10 protein-coding genes and 1 pseudogene are annotated in these 13,777 nt (G+C 45.8%); 8 read left to right on the top strand and 3 right to left on the bottom strand.

Annotated elements, in window-relative coordinates:
- Nucleotides 1–135: 135 nt before the first annotated feature.
- Nucleotides 136–1,101 (top strand): TauD/TfdA family dioxygenase, encoded by a 966-nt coding sequence (locus tag FTU67_RS02930; RefSeq protein ID WP_180061384.1) that lies wholly within the window; start codon nucleotides 136–138, stop codon nucleotides 1,099–1,101.
- 132 nt (nucleotides 1,102–1,233) lie between these two features.
- On the opposite strand, the gene sthA is transcribed toward FTU67_RS02930, so the two are convergent.
- On the bottom strand, nucleotides 1,234–2,649 hold the full coding sequence (gene sthA, locus FTU67_RS02925; protein ID WP_005179136.1) for a Si-specific NAD(P)(+) transhydrogenase: 1,416 nt from the start codon (nucleotides 2,647–2,649) through the stop codon (nucleotides 1,234–1,236).
- Between the two features lie 213 nt (nucleotides 2,650–2,862).
- On the opposite strand from sthA, the gene lipA reads away from it, so the two are divergent.
- From lipA to FTU67_RS02910, 3 genes are all read left to right on the top strand, one after another.
- Entirely contained in the window at nucleotides 2,863–3,876 is a 1,014-nt protein-coding gene (gene lipA, locus FTU67_RS02920) for a lipoyl synthase (protein ID WP_180061382.1), read from the top strand.
- A gap of 454 nt (nucleotides 3,877–4,330) precedes the next feature.
- Nucleotides 4,331–6,904, top strand: coding sequence for an acyl-CoA dehydrogenase (locus tag FTU67_RS02915; RefSeq protein ID WP_180061381.1), 2,574 nt, complete (start codon nucleotides 4,331–4,333; stop codon nucleotides 6,902–6,904).
- A gap of 151 nt (nucleotides 6,905–7,055) precedes the next feature.
- Complete coding sequence (locus FTU67_RS02910) at nucleotides 7,056–7,442, top strand: carboxymuconolactone decarboxylase family protein (RefSeq protein WP_104484600.1); 387 nt, start codon at nucleotides 7,056–7,058, stop codon at nucleotides 7,440–7,442.
- A 13-nt stretch (nucleotides 7,443–7,455) separates the two neighbouring features.
- Here the strand turns inward: FTU67_RS02910 and FTU67_RS02905 are convergent, their stop codons facing one another.
- Together FTU67_RS02905 and FTU67_RS02900 are read right to left on the bottom strand one after the other, a co-directional pair.
- Nucleotides 7,456–7,716: a hypothetical protein gene (locus tag FTU67_RS02905; RefSeq protein ID WP_005179143.1), complete on the bottom strand. Its 261-nt coding sequence runs from the start codon at nucleotides 7,714–7,716 to the stop codon at nucleotides 7,456–7,458.
- Between the two features lie 431 nt (nucleotides 7,717–8,147).
- Nucleotides 8,148–9,490, bottom strand: a pseudogene (locus tag FTU67_RS02900) (amidohydrolase).
- Between the two features lie 236 nt (nucleotides 9,491–9,726).
- Between FTU67_RS02900 and FTU67_RS02895 the strand changes: the two are divergent.
- The 4 genes from FTU67_RS02895 to FTU67_RS02880 all read left to right on the top strand — a co-directional run bounded on the left by FTU67_RS02895 (nucleotide 9,727) and on the right by FTU67_RS02880 (nucleotide 13,723).
- Nucleotides 9,727–10,239, top strand: a complete 513-nt coding sequence (locus tag FTU67_RS02895) for a tetratricopeptide repeat protein (protein WP_180054973.1) — start codon at nucleotides 9,727–9,729, stop codon at nucleotides 10,237–10,239.
- A gap of 333 nt (nucleotides 10,240–10,572) precedes the next feature.
- Nucleotides 10,573–11,955 (top strand): adenosylhomocysteinase, encoded by a 1,383-nt coding sequence (gene ahcY, locus FTU67_RS02890; protein ID WP_005179150.1) that lies wholly within the window; start codon nucleotides 10,573–10,575, stop codon nucleotides 11,953–11,955.
- A 190-nt stretch (nucleotides 11,956–12,145) separates the two neighbouring features.
- Entirely contained in the window at nucleotides 12,146–12,982 is an 837-nt protein-coding gene (gene metF / locus FTU67_RS02885; RefSeq protein ID WP_168395924.1) for a methylenetetrahydrofolate reductase [NAD(P)H], read from the top strand.
- A gap of 24 nt (nucleotides 12,983–13,006) precedes the next feature.
- Nucleotides 13,007–13,723, top strand: coding sequence for a 16S rRNA (uracil(1498)-N(3))-methyltransferase (locus tag FTU67_RS02880; protein ID WP_127799600.1), 717 nt, complete (start codon nucleotides 13,007–13,009; stop codon nucleotides 13,721–13,723).
- Nucleotides 13,724–13,777: the final 54 nt, after the last annotated feature.

Below are 13,777 nucleotides of genomic sequence, written 5' to 3'. Positions count from 1 at the left end.
ATTAAAAGAATATAAATCATATATTTAATTATTTTTATAGCCTTTTCATAAGTTTAGCATTTCTTCTGATTTTATTTGGCCTGCGTTTTTTTCTAAATTTTCTTGAAGCAATAACACTGAGAGAAAAACTTAAACATGACCAGTCTGACCCAACTTTCCCAAGCCATTCACCATGCACCGCGCTGGCATCAGGCCAATCAATTCCAGGACGGCAGCGAAATCCGTATTGTTCCACACACTGACCAGGCTCTTGGTGCGGTGGTGTATGGATTAGATGCGCGCAAGGCTCAATCGGGTGAAACCATTTTCCGGCTGAAACAGGCCTTGGCAGAACATTTAGTTTTAATTTTCAAACAGCAACAGCTGGATGATTTACAGTATCTGGCCTTTGCCACCTATTTCGGTTCAATTTTCCGTCCCGCTGCCGACACGCCTGTACTGGCCGCGCAGGATGATAGCGGTGTACCACCCGATGTCGTGCCTGTTTCCAATGCAGTAGGACAAGGCGATTATACTGGTCATGGTGAATTAAGCCCGCATGCCGATCATCAATGGACACCGCTGCCCTCCTTTGGCTCTTTGCTCTATGCTATTGAACTGCCACAAAATGGTGGCCAGACCAGCTGGATTAATACCATCAAAGCTTATAATGCCCTAGATGCCGACACTCAGGCACATATCAACCAGCTACAATTAATTACTTACAACCCTTTTGTTCGCCGGCAGAAAACCCAAGCCTCGTCGCAAGACGGCGTTTATGGCAACAGTCCGCTGTATCGCTTTAAAGATCAACCGGTTTTAAGCCATGCCTATCCACATCCTTTGGTGCGCACCCATCCAGAATCCGGGCGTAAAGCCTTGTGGCTCAATACCCATACCGAAGTGGAACTGGAAAACTATGAAGATCAGGCTGGTAGCGAACTGATTGCCCAGTTACGTGCCCATCTGCTTCAACCAGAATTTGCCTATGAGCATCAGTGGGAAGTCGGTGATATTGTGTTCTGGGATAATCAGGCCACCCTGCATTCCCGCCGTCCATTTCCGGCCGAACAGCGCCGTCTGTTAAAACGTATCAGCCTTGCCGGAAGCCGACCTTTTTAAGCAGGAACTGAACTAGAGATACTGAATATGCACCCGTGTTCAGGACTTTGACTGCAGGATATTTATCCTTTTCATCCAACCATAAAAAAACCCGCAAACTGTGTTTACGGGTTTTTCAGTATGAGCAACCGCTTAGAACAGACGGTTCATACCATTTAAGGTCGCCACACGATACGCTTCTGCCATCGTTGGATAGTTAAATGTGGTTTCTACAAAATACTTGATGGTATTGTTCGGGCTGTTCATTACCGCCTGACCAATGTGAATAATTTCTGCCGCGTTATTCCCGAAGCAATGTACACCTAATACTTCTAAAGTTTCACGGTGGAACAGAATTTTCAGTTCACCAACCGTATCACCGGTAATTTGCGCACGTGCCAGATGACGGAAAGAAGCCTGACCCACTTCGTACGGAATTTTTTCTTCAGTCAGTTCCTGCTCGGTCTTACCAATTGAAGAAATTTCCGGAATGGTATAAATACCGGTTGGAATATCAGTCACCGGTGCCACATTTTCTTCGCCACTCATGTTGGCCCCTGCACAGCGACCCTGGTCATAGGCAGCAGACGCCAGAGATGGCCAGCCAATCACGTCACCAGCAGCGAAAATATTTTCTACTTCAGTCTGATATTGCTCATTTACCGTCAGCTGACCGCGGCTGTTTGGTTTTAAGCCAACATTTTCCAGGCCTAAACCATCGGTATTGCCTGAACGGCCGTTACACCACAAGATGGCATCGGCTTTGATTTTCTTGCCACTTTGCAAATGCAGCACTACGTGATCATCAAAGGTTTCCAAATGATCAATCTGCTCATTGTGACGAATCAACACGCCCTGTTCACGCAAGTGATAGGACAAGGCATCGGAGATTTCATCATCCAGATAGCTGAGCAATTTATGCTGGGTGTTAATCAGGTCGACTTTATGGTCCAGACCAATGAAGATCGAGGCATATTCACAGCCAATGACACCGGCACCATAAATGATGATTTTCTGAATCGAGAAATCCAGATCCAGAATCTTGTCTGAATCGAATACACGTGGATGGTTAAAGTCTAAAATTTCTGGACGATACGGACGTGAACCGGTTGCAATCACCAGCTGCTTAAAAATCAGGGTTTCCTTAATGCCTTCCGGACTGAATACCAGCACGGTATTTTTGTCCTGCACATAAGCACGACCGTGATAGATATCAATTTTATTGCGGTCATAGAAGCGCGAGTGGGTATCGACCTGCTGCTGAATCACTTTATGTGCATTACGCAGCACCTGTTTCATGGTGAACTGTTTCCAGTCGCCCACTTTCTGGAACATCGGATCACGCTGGTAACGGATGATGCTGGATACCGTCTGACGCAGCGCCTTACTTGGGATTGTGCCCACGTGAGTACAGTTACCGCCGAGTTGCTCACGCATATCCACCACAGCAACACGCATGCCCGATTTGGCAAGTTTCATTGCTGCGCCTTCACCTGCAGGACCAGAACCTAAGACCACCGCATCATATTTAACGAAAGTTCCGGCAACCACCTCTTTTTTACGTGGCATTCAACGCTCCTTAAACTAATCTATTCTGTTTATATCTCATATGCATATTATGACTGAAAACATCATGATTTTCTGTATTTACCTAGCATATATTGCGTGATAGCCACATTTTTTAAATGAATATCGTTTTTTTCCTATTTGCACCCAAGTCCGTTATAATGGAGGCGCTATTTTTCGAATATCTCCCCCGTCAAAACAGTGGAAAAGTTGAATATGTCTGAAAACCGTAAACCAGAACAGGGTGTTAAACTTCGTGGCGCAGAAAAGGTCGCTCGTATTCCTGTAAAAGTTGTGCCTACGGTTGAAACGCCGCGCAAACCGGACTGGATTCGGGTCAAGATGGCGGCACCAGAAGAAGTTCAACGGATCAAATCGACACTGCGTCAGCAAAAACTGCATACCGTTTGCGAAGAAGCAGCCTGTCCGAACCTGCCAGAATGTTTTGGTGGCGGTACTGCAACCTTTATGATTATGGGTGATATTTGTACTCGTCGCTGTCCGTTCTGTGACGTTGCCCATGGCCGTCCGAATGCGCTTGATCCGGATGAGCCGCGTCATATGGCAGAAACCATTGCCAACTTAGGCCTGAAATATGCGGTCATTACCTCGGTAGACCGTGATGACCTGCTTGATGGCGGTGCACAGCATTTTGTTGACTGTATTAAAGAAGCCCGTGCCTTAAGTCCGAATACCCTGCTGGAAATTCTGGTTCCGGATTTCCGTGGCCGTATGGATATTGCGCTGCGCATTATGACTGAATGTCCGCCAGATGTGTTTAACCACAATATTGAAACCGTGCCACGTTTATATAAAGCCATGCGTCCAGGTTCAGACTATCAGCACTCTTTAAACCTGCTGAAAATGTTTAAAGAATACTGCCCAGAAATTCCAACCAAGTGTGGCCTGATGGTGGGTATTGGTGAAACTGAAGAAGAAGTGATTTCATTATTGGATGATCTGAGAGCACATGATGTAGATTATGTGACCATTGGCCAATATTTACAGCCATCAAAACAGCACGCACCAATTGACCGCTTTGTAACACCAGAAGAATTTGAGCGTTATGCAGAACATGGCCGCAAACTGGGCTTTAAAAATATCTGGTCTGCACCAATGGTGCGTTCAAGTTATTTTGCAGACCGTCAATACTACGGCGAGCCAGTTCCAGAAGTACGTCGCAAGACTGATCCTGCCAAGAAAATTAGTGTACAAACCATCGAAGCATAAGCTGAGAAAACTAAGCTGAGAAAACAAGCCCCCGGATTCGGGGCTTTTTTACAAGGTCATCTTTTACTTAAATTTTTACTTCGTCCTCGAATCAGAATTTTTAGCCCAGAGAGATCATCTATTTCCTCTTAAATCCAAAGACGGCTCATCTTTAAAAAAACACCCCATTCAAATCAGAAATAAATTTCTATCCTTCTTTGACCTAGCTGCTAATCCCTTACTTATCTTCACATTTCGTTGCGCGTTTTTACTTGAATAGCGATCATTTTTCAACCAATCTTCATCCATAGAGTTTGTTTTTAGCAATCGTTTTAATGGTCTTGATATTTAAAAAAACGATACCGACGTTCCAAGAACAGCCTTCACCGGATGACTTCAGACAAAATGAAGCAGCATTTCTTTCATTTTTCCTTGCAGGCACGGTGATGCTGTAGCAGCCGGGAGAAATACAATAATGCTTTTTATACTCAGTATCGTCATTCTTGTTTTTACACTGTGGGCGATTTTCTATTTTCAGCTGTCTCGCAACAGCGGTGCCATGACCCTGATCGCGGTCAGTATTGTCTCTGCCTTTATTAATCCCTGGTCCTTAATTTTAGGCATTCCGTTAATTGTGCTGAGCATAATTGTGATGGTGGATGCCTTGCGCATGAAAATCATCACCCAACCCGCGTATAAGGCTTTGTCACAAGCCATGCCAAGCATGAGCAGCACCGAACGTGAAGCACTGGATGCCGGCACCAGCTGGTGGGAAAAAGAGCTGTTTATGGGTGCGCCCAACTGGGATACCTTTGAGCAATATCCCTATCCTACGCTCAGTGCGGAGGAACAATCCTTTTTAGACAATGAAGTGGAACAGCTGTGCAACATGCTGGATGAATGGGAAATCCATCATAAGCACAAAGATTTATCTCCTGAAACCTGGCAGTTTATTAAAACCCATGGATTTTTGGGCCTGATTATTCCCAAGGAATACGGCGGCAAGGCTTTCAGTTCTTTTGCGCAAAGCCGGATTATGAGCAAAATTGCCTCACGCTCCCTAACCGCCGCGGTCAGCTGTATGGTGCCCAATTCCTTAGGCCCGGGTGAGTTGCTGCTGCACTACGGTACCGATGAGCAGAAAAAACGTTACTTGCCCGGTCTGGCCAAAGGCGAAGAAATTCCCTGCTTTGGGCTGACCAGCCCGGAAGCCGGCTCCGATGCCGGTGCCATCCCCGATACTGGCGTGGTCTGCTATGGCCAGTTTGAAGGCCGGCACGTACTGGGTCTGAAAATGAATTTCTCCAAACGATGGATTACATTGGCACCCATTGCCACCGTGATTGGTCTGGCTTTTAAACTGTATGATCCGGACGGTTTACTCGGCGATAAGACTAAAACCGACTACGGCATTACCTGTGCGCTGCTGCCGGCCAATCACGCCGGAGTGAAAGTCGGGCCGCGCCATCATCCCGGTTCACCATTTATGAATGGCACGGTCGAAGGTCAGGATGTGTTTATTCCACTCGACTGGATTATCGGTGGTGTGGAAAATGCCGGTAAAGGCTGGCGCATGTTAATGGAATGTCTGGCCGTCGGTCGCGGGATTTCCTTACCGGCACTGTCAACCGCTGCCGGGGAAATAACCTATTTAAATGTCGGTGCTTTTGCGCGAATCCGCCAGCAATTCAAGTTGTCGGTGGGGAAATTTGAAGGCGTACAGGAAGTCACCAGTGATATTGCCAGTGAAACCTATATGCTGGAAGCCTTTCGCTATCTGGTGACCTGTGGACTGAATCAGGGCGGCAAACCTGCCGTGATGACCGCGATGGCCAAGTACTATGCCACAGAGTCTATGCGCCGTGTGGTTAATCATGGTATGGATGTGGTCGGTGGCCGCGCCATCCAGTTGGGTCCACGGAACTTTCTGGCGCTGACCTATCAGGCCATTCCAGTTTCCATTACCGTTGAAGGGGCCAATATTTTAAGCCGCTCGCTGATGATTTTTGGCCAGGGTTCGATGCGTTGCCATCCGTATTTGTATGAAGAATTACAACTGCTACAAGCCCCTGATAAAGATGCCGCGCTGACACAATTTAATGAACTGTTCTATCATCATCTGGGCTATACCCTTAACCGGACTGCGCGCGCATTTGCCTTTGGCTGGTTTGGCGGTTCATCCGATGCTCCGCAACAAGCCGATGAATTTAGCCGGCCTTATTACAAAACCATCAACCGTTTTAGTGCGGCCTTTGCCCTGACTGCCGATATGTGTCTGGGTTTATTGGCCGGTGATATTAAACGCAAGGAAATGCTGTCCGGACGCCTGGCCGATATTCATGCGCAGCTGTTTATTGCCACCGCCATCTTAAAATACTATGCACATGGGCAAAAAACCGCAGATGAGCAACTGCATGCGCAACTGGCTTTAGACAAAGCACTGTTTAATGCACAAGAAGCCTTCTTTGGACTGTTCAATAATTTCCCTATGCAACTGGCGGCTGGCGTCGTGAAATTGATCTGCTTCCCGTGGGGCCGTGCCTTGCAGCCACCAAGCGATCAGCTGAAACGTGATGTGGCCATGAGCATGATGCAGGATAATGCTTTTCGCCAGCAGCTGAAACAGCATGTTTTCTATAACACGGACCCGGACGATGTCTTTGGCCGGATGGAAAGTACCTTCCAGAGCTTAACCGAGATTGAACCGCTGTGGGATCGCTTTAAAAAAGCTGAAGCCAAAGGCAGTTTTGATGGCCTCAGTTTTGAAGAACACATTGCCGATGCCCTAAATACCGGCGCGATTCAACCCGAAGAAGCTAGCCAGCTACTCAGTTATAACGCGCAGCGCTTTGACAGTATTTTGACCGATATTTTCGATATGCAGCTGGAACAGACCCTGCCACTAGACAATCCGCATTTAATTGAACCTTTAGGTGTCGATACGGAAGCTCATCCTCCGGCAGCATCGGCAGAACCGAAAACCGGTGGCACCGCACAACTGGCCACAGATCATCATAAAGAGGATCCGGAACCGTTTATCCGTTTTTAGTTATATGCTGAATATTGAATAAAGTGGCTTTCGGGCCACTTTTTTATGGACTGGAAATGACACTTCTGACAGGCATTCTACGACCATCTTCCAATGGTATAGACTACATAAGCCGTTAAGCTACATCGAAAACAATATTGAGGGAAACAAGATGTCACAACAAGATTATGACAATGGTTTAAAAGTACGTACAGAAGTCATGGGTGAAAGTTTTGTGAAACGTGCGCAGGACAATACTGTGCCGTTTACCCAGCCTTTGCAGGACTGGATTAATGAACATGCCTGGGGTTCTACCTGGCAACGTGAAGATGTATTGCCGCGCAAATATCGTTCACTGGTGACAATTGCCTTTTTAACTGCGCTCAAAAGCCCGACTGAATTAAAAGGTCATGTACGCGGGGCTTTAAATAATGGCGCGACAGTGGAAGAAATTCAGGAAGTGCTGCTACATAGCCTGCCCTATTGCGGCGCACCGGCTACGCAAGAGGCCTTCCGTGCGGCGTTAGAAGTCATTCAGGACTATCAGGCCAACTCGTAAATTTCGAACGGGTTTAAATCCAGTACACATTAAAGCTGTAAAAGAATTCACTGACTTCAAAACGTACCTGATAACCAAGCTGGGTCAGTTCGGCAGAGAGATTGCGAATTTCTTCCAAAGGCAAATGTTTGGGCAATACCGTAAATACTGCAGTGTTGCCCTGCTTGGCATTCTCTTCAATTAAACTGGCTAAACGCGCTTTATACAGGTTGATGTCCAGATTGGCATGCGCCGAAAGCACTTTTGCATCTTCTGCGGTTAGAAAGTTCACCATTTTTTTCTTCTCTTTTTTTGTTCCGTTGTATGGGTCTAACTTAAAAAATGCTACGGCTCCGCTCAACTCTATTTTTGTAAGTAATTTAAATTAAAGATGAATTGGTTTACATCGACTGCTGTTATCCATCCTCTGATAAATCAAAAACTCCCTTATCCTGGTTTTCTCTCTAAGTCATAACAGACGCAAACAAGGAATATTTAATCTTCATTTTATAATTAACGCATGATCAGGTTCTGAGAGGTAAAAGAGATTAAATAACTTAGGCTATTTTGATATATGGGTTCCGTTAAACTTCCATCGTTATTACCTAACTCTCTCCTGCTCAATTTTATATTTCAAAGCGGATATTTGATTGTTCTATCTATGAGCCATAAAAAACGGAGCCGATTTGCTCCGTTTTTCTCTTGAGTTTTATAGGTTCAAGACCATTATTTTTTAGCCTTCCATGCACTTTGTACCTGGCTGGCAACTTTTGGATAATCCAGAATAAAACGCATATGCGACTCTACCCCGGTTTTTAAGGTTTTATCATCGACAATAAAGTACGGGTTATGGTTCGGTGCGGCTTTACTCATATCCTGATCAGCTGGTGTCGCACCCAGGAATACAAATAAAGATGGCATCAGCTGGCCATAATAAGAAAAGTCTTCACTGGCGCTCTGGTTATGTTCTAAAACATGCGCCTTACCTTCACCCGCGGCCTGAATTAAAGATGGCGCCATCAATTCAGTTAAGGTTTTATCATTGGTTGTGACCGGTGCATACGGTGAAATTTCTACTTTGGCTTTTACATCATTGGCTTGCGCGGTGTGATTAATCATGGTTGGCAGGTTTTTGTAGATGCTTTGACGGATATCTTCATGGTTGGAACGAATGGTCCCGATCATTGACACCTGTTCAGGCAAGATATTACCACTGGTACCACCCTGAATCTGCCCGATACTGACCACGCCCATGCCTTTACTCAAGTCAGCACGACGAGACACCATAGTCTGTACATTCTGGATAATATCGGCCGCGGCGACAATAGAATCACGTCCTTTCCACGGCATGGAACCATGTACCTGCTGACCGGTTAAAGTCACTCGAATATTGTCGGCACTGTTTAAAGCCACACCATCTTTATAGAAAATATTGCCACTTGGCATACCCGCCATCACGTGCATCCCAAAAATCACTTCAGGTTTTGGATTATTCAGTGCGCCATCGGCAATTATTTTACGTGCACCGACCTGATCACCATTCAGGAAGTTATCAATATCGGCACCACCTTCTTCCGCAGGCTGGAATACAAAGACCACGGTTCCGGCAATTTTATCTTTATTTTCTGCCAGTGCTTTAGCTGCACCTAACAACATGGCAGTGTGGGTATCATGTCCGCAGGCATGCGCAACCGGTGTTTCTGCGCCCTGATAAATACCTTTGACTTTACTGGCAAAAGGTACCTGGGCTTTTTCTTCCATCGGTAAGGCATCTATATCGGCACGCAAGGCCATAATCGGGCTCGGTTTTACACCTTTTAATACGCCAATCACACCGGTTTTGGCAAAGCCTTTTTTCACTTCAATGCCGTAAGAACGTAATTCTTTTTGCACCAGTTCCGACGTTTTAAATTCCATATTGCCAAGTTCAGGATTGGCGTGAATATGATGACGCAATTGAATGGTATGCTGCTCGACTTTTGTAGGGCATCATCCACCCAATCTGCAAAAGCAAACTGAGAGATACTCATGGCTAACCCCAAGCTAAGACAGGTTTTAGTGAGCTGCATAGAAACTCGATTTTTATAACCGTTTAAAATCTTATCTTCGGAGAATTTAGGGTTAAAATACAAGGCTATTGTTGTAATTTTATATAGTAATTTGCACTATACTTGATATTTTAAAAGTTGAAAATTACCACAATTTAGCGAGCAATTTTGCGCTATGACTCAAAACATTTCATTTCAGATTGGCTTTTTTCCGGCAGACCTTTTAGGCTTATAGCAAATATTTTCTGGATATGACCATGTCGGACGCCATCACAGTTCCTCCCGCCCTGATTAACCGTGCGCTTGCAGGCCAAGCCGATGCCCAGTTTGAGCTGGCTGAATTGTATATGCAAAGCGAGCATGAAGATGACAACCTGCTGGCTGAAGAATGGGCCTTAAAAGCCGCTGAAAATGGTCACTTGGAAGCCATGTACTGGTTGGGCGAAGGCTATACCGTCTATGCCAAAGACGTGCAGGAAGATGATCCTGAAGATTCCAAAACTCACTTTGAGTTAGCCTATTACTGGTTGAAACAAGCAAGCGAACAGAAACATGCAGGCGCAATTCTGGAGCTGGCTGGCTATTATCGTCGTGGGAATGTGGTAGAAAAAGATATTCCGACCTCGGTAAATTTGGTTCAGCAAGCGGCTGAACTCGGTGATGCACAGGCCATGCGCGATTTGGCTTGTATTTATGAACATGGCCTGGGGGTCGAGATTAATGAAGCACAGGCAGATTACTGGGCCGAAAAAGCCAAAGCTGCCGATTAACCCATTCAACCCGATCAAAACCTCATCAGATGATGGGCTTTTTTATATTGATGCATGGAGATAGGCGCTGGATTAGCCGGAATTTTTAATTGTTTTGGAGATCAAAGAACACTACAGCGAGAAACCGGAACAGTTTAGCCAGATATTCAACAATTTCAGATTGGAACTCTGGGCAATTTCCAAGTACAATACTGCGCTAGTCGAGGGATGCTGCGACGTTTTACAGGTACGAAATGTAAAAGCGCTAGGCTCGACCATCGGTCAAACATCCGCTTTGATCAACAACGGCATCCGCGAACTGAATGATCAATTGTTTTTATTAAGGAGATCGTGATGAACGCGGTTAATGCTTCATTTACTGATTACAAAGTAGCAGACATCACTTTAGCAGACTTCGGTCGTAAAGAAATCAAACTTGCAGAAGCTGAAATGCCAGCCCTGATGGGTCTGCGTAAACGCTACTCTGCGGCTAAACCACTTGCTGGTGCTAAAATTTTGGGTTGTATCCACATGACAATCCAAACAGCTGTTCTGATCGAAACTTTGGTTGAACTTGGCGCTGAAGTACGCTGGACCTCTTGTAACATCTTCTCAACGCAAGACCACGCTGCTGCTGCCATTGCTGCGTCTGGCGTTCCTGTGTTCGCTTGGAAAGGTGAAACTGAAGAAGAATACGTGTGGTGCTTAGAGCAACAAATTAACGTGAATGGCACGCCTTGGGATGCCAACATGATTCTGGACGATGGCGGTGACTTAACTGCACTTGTTCACGAAAAATACCCAGAAGTTTTGGCGAAAATCCACGGTATTACTGAAGAAACCACCACAGGTGTACAACGTCTGCTTGAAATGTGGAAAGACGGTTCTCTGAAAGTACCTGCAATCAATGTAAACGATTCAGTAACCAAGTCTAAAAACGACAACAAATACGGTTGCCGTCACTCACTCAACGATGCCATCAAACGTGCAACCGATATGCTTTTATCTGGTCGTCGTGCGCTGGTCATTGGTTACGGTGACGTAGGTAAAGGTTCTGCGCAATCACTTCGTCAAGAAGGCATGATCGTACGTGTTTCTGAAATCGATCCTATCTGTGCAATGCAAGCCTGCATGGACGGTTATGAAGTGGTTTCTCCATACAAAAATGGTGTTCAAACCGGCAAGAAAGAAGACGTTAACGCTGACCTTCTTTTAAACACTGACCTGATCGTAACAACAACGGGTAACTACCACGTTTGTGACGCTGCCATGCTGGATACATTAAAAGCAGGTGCGGTTGTATGTAACATCGGTCACTTTGACACTGAAATCGACACCAACTACCTACGTGGTTACAAGTGGGTTGAAGTGAAACCTCAAGTTCACCAGGTGTATCGTTCAGAAAATGAAAACGATTACCTGATCCTGCTGTCTGAAGGTCGTTTAGTGAACCTGGGTAACGCAACAGGTCACCCATCACGCGTGATGGACGGTTCATTTGCCAACCAGGTTTTAGGTCAAATGCACTTGTTCGCTGAGAAATTTGCTGATCTTCCTGAAGATCAAAAACAAGCCGCGATTCGCGTTGAACTGCTTCCGAAGAAATTGGACGAAGAAGTTGCAGCTGCAATGGTTGCAGGTTTTGGCGGCGTTCTGACGCAATTGACGCAAGAACAAGCGGACTACTTAGGTGTAGCGGTTGAAGGTCCGTTTAAATCGGATGCTTATAAATATTAATTAGCCCTCACCCCATCCCTCTCCCATAGGGAGAGGGTGAACTCTCAAATCATTTACATTACGAGTTTTACTTGTGAAATTTAAGTAATTTGAGCCAAGACTCTGCGTTATTCAGTAATGAATACTCCTCTCCCTTTGGGAGAGGTCAGGGAGAGGGTGAATAAAAAGTATTTATAAAGAGGATTTCAACATGTCAAAACAGATTCCGATTTCATTCGAGTTCTTCCCAACCAAAACTGATACCGGTGCAGAAAAACTCAAGACCGTACACCAAGAGCTTCAGCTTTTAAATCCAGAATTTTTCTCGGTGACCTATGGCGCTGGTGGTTCAACTCGTGAACGTACCTTATCGACCATTAACGACTTCAATGGCAAAGGCACACCGGTTGCGCCTCACCTGTCTTGTATTGGTGATGATAAAGCCCGTATTGCCGAATTGCTGGACCTGTACAAATCACAAGGTATTGACCGTATTGTGGCACTGCGTGGTGACTTGCCATCCGGTCAGGTTGGCTTGGGTGAATTGCCATATGCACAGGATCTAGTCCGCTTTATTCGTGAACATTCCGGTGATCATTTCCATATTGAAGTGGCTGCCTATCCGGAAATGCACCCACAAGCGGAAAGCTTTGATAAAGATATTCAGCATTTTGTTGAAAAAGTAAATGCCGGCGCCAATGCAGCCTTAACGCAATTCTTTTTCAATCCGGATGCCTACTTCTACTTTGTTGAGCGTATTCAGCAAGCCGGTGTCAATATTCCGGTGGCGCCGGGTATTATGCCAATTACCAATGCCAGCAACCTGATTCGCTTTGCCGATAGTACTGGTGCTGAAATTCCACGCTGGATTCGCAAGCAACTGGCGACATATGGTGATGACACGGCATCGATTAAAGCCTTCGGTCATGAAGTGGTGCTGAAATTCTGTGAACGCCTGATTGCAGGTGGTGCGCCAAGTCTGCACTTCTACACCATGAACAATACCGAGCCTACCCGTCAGCTTGTGACTGATCTTGGTTTAGCCTAATTTTCTTTTTGCGAGTTGTACTTTATGCCACGTTTTTATATTGAAGCTGAATTAACGGTTGAGACGCAGCTCGCGCTGACCGAAACCGTGTTTCACCATTGGTGTAAAGTACTGCGTGCACAAGTGGGCGACACAGCCACCCTGTTCAATGGACAAGGTGGCGAATATGAAGTGACCCTTACCGACGTCCAGAAAAAAACAGCAACGGTGATGGTCAACAGCTTTAATCCGGGCAACCGTACACCTAAATTCAAGGCCCTGCTCGGTCAGGTCATGAGTAAGGGCGACCGGATGGATTATGCCATTCAAAAAGCGGTGGAACTCGGCGTTTCCGAGATTCAGCTCCTCACCTCTGAACGCTGCGAAATGCGTCTGAAATACGACCGTGACCAGAAAAAACTGGATCACTGGCAAGGTATCGCCATTGCTGCTTGTGAACAATGTGGTCTGAATATTGTGCCTAAAATTCTCCCGCCGATGCCGCTGGAAAAATGGCTCGACACCAATCTGCCAGCGACTAAACTGGTATTAGCACCCAACAAAGATGAAGTGAATGTCTTACACAATGCCACGCCAGAACTTGCCCTGTTAATTGGGCCTGAAGGCGGCCTGAGCGAGGCTGAAATCAGTAGCGCAAATACGAAAGGTTTTGTGAACTGGTGTATAGGCGAGCGCGTGTTAAGAACTGAAACTGCGCCTGTGGTCGCACTTTCTATTTTAAATTTTAACTTCAGCGTGTAATTCGTCTTATTTTTAGCTGAATGCTGAGTCAGATGATTGCTTTTTTAAAGTTTA

Origin of the sequence: Acinetobacter sp. YH12132, assembly GCF_013418645.1 — a bacterium.
Lineage (GTDB): Bacteria > Pseudomonadota > Gammaproteobacteria > Pseudomonadales > Moraxellaceae > Acinetobacter > Acinetobacter indicus.
Note: the sequence above shows the minus strand (reverse complement) of the source record. Positions and strands in the feature narration are given on the sequence as shown.

Coding starts and splice junctions, on each gene's coding strand:
- sthA (WP_005179136.1), bottom strand. CDS start 2,649: ATGCCACGTAAAAAAGAGGTGGTTGCCGGAACTTTCGTTAAATATGAT.
- ahcY (WP_005179150.1), top strand. CDS start 10,573: ATGAACGCGGTTAATGCTTCATTTACTGATTACAAAGTAGCAGACATC.
- lipA (WP_180061382.1), top strand. CDS start 2,863: ATGTCTGAAAACCGTAAACCAGAACAGGGTGTTAAACTTCGTGGCGCA.
- FTU67_RS02930 (WP_180061384.1), top strand. CDS start 136: ATGACCAGTCTGACCCAACTTTCCCAAGCCATTCACCATGCACCGCGC.
- FTU67_RS02905 (WP_005179143.1), bottom strand. CDS start 7,716: ATGGTGAACTTTCTAACCGCAGAAGATGCAAAAGTGCTTTCGGCGCAT.
- FTU67_RS02895 (WP_180054973.1), top strand. CDS start 9,727: ATGTCGGACGCCATCACAGTTCCTCCCGCCCTGATTAACCGTGCGCTT.
- FTU67_RS02910 (WP_104484600.1), top strand. CDS start 7,056: ATGTCACAACAAGATTATGACAATGGTTTAAAAGTACGTACAGAAGTC.
- FTU67_RS02915 (WP_180061381.1), top strand. CDS start 4,331: ATGCTTTTTATACTCAGTATCGTCATTCTTGTTTTTACACTGTGGGCG.
- FTU67_RS02880 (WP_127799600.1), top strand. CDS start 13,007: ATGCCACGTTTTTATATTGAAGCTGAATTAACGGTTGAGACGCAGCTC.
- metF (WP_168395924.1), top strand. CDS start 12,146: ATGTCAAAACAGATTCCGATTTCATTCGAGTTCTTCCCAACCAAAACT.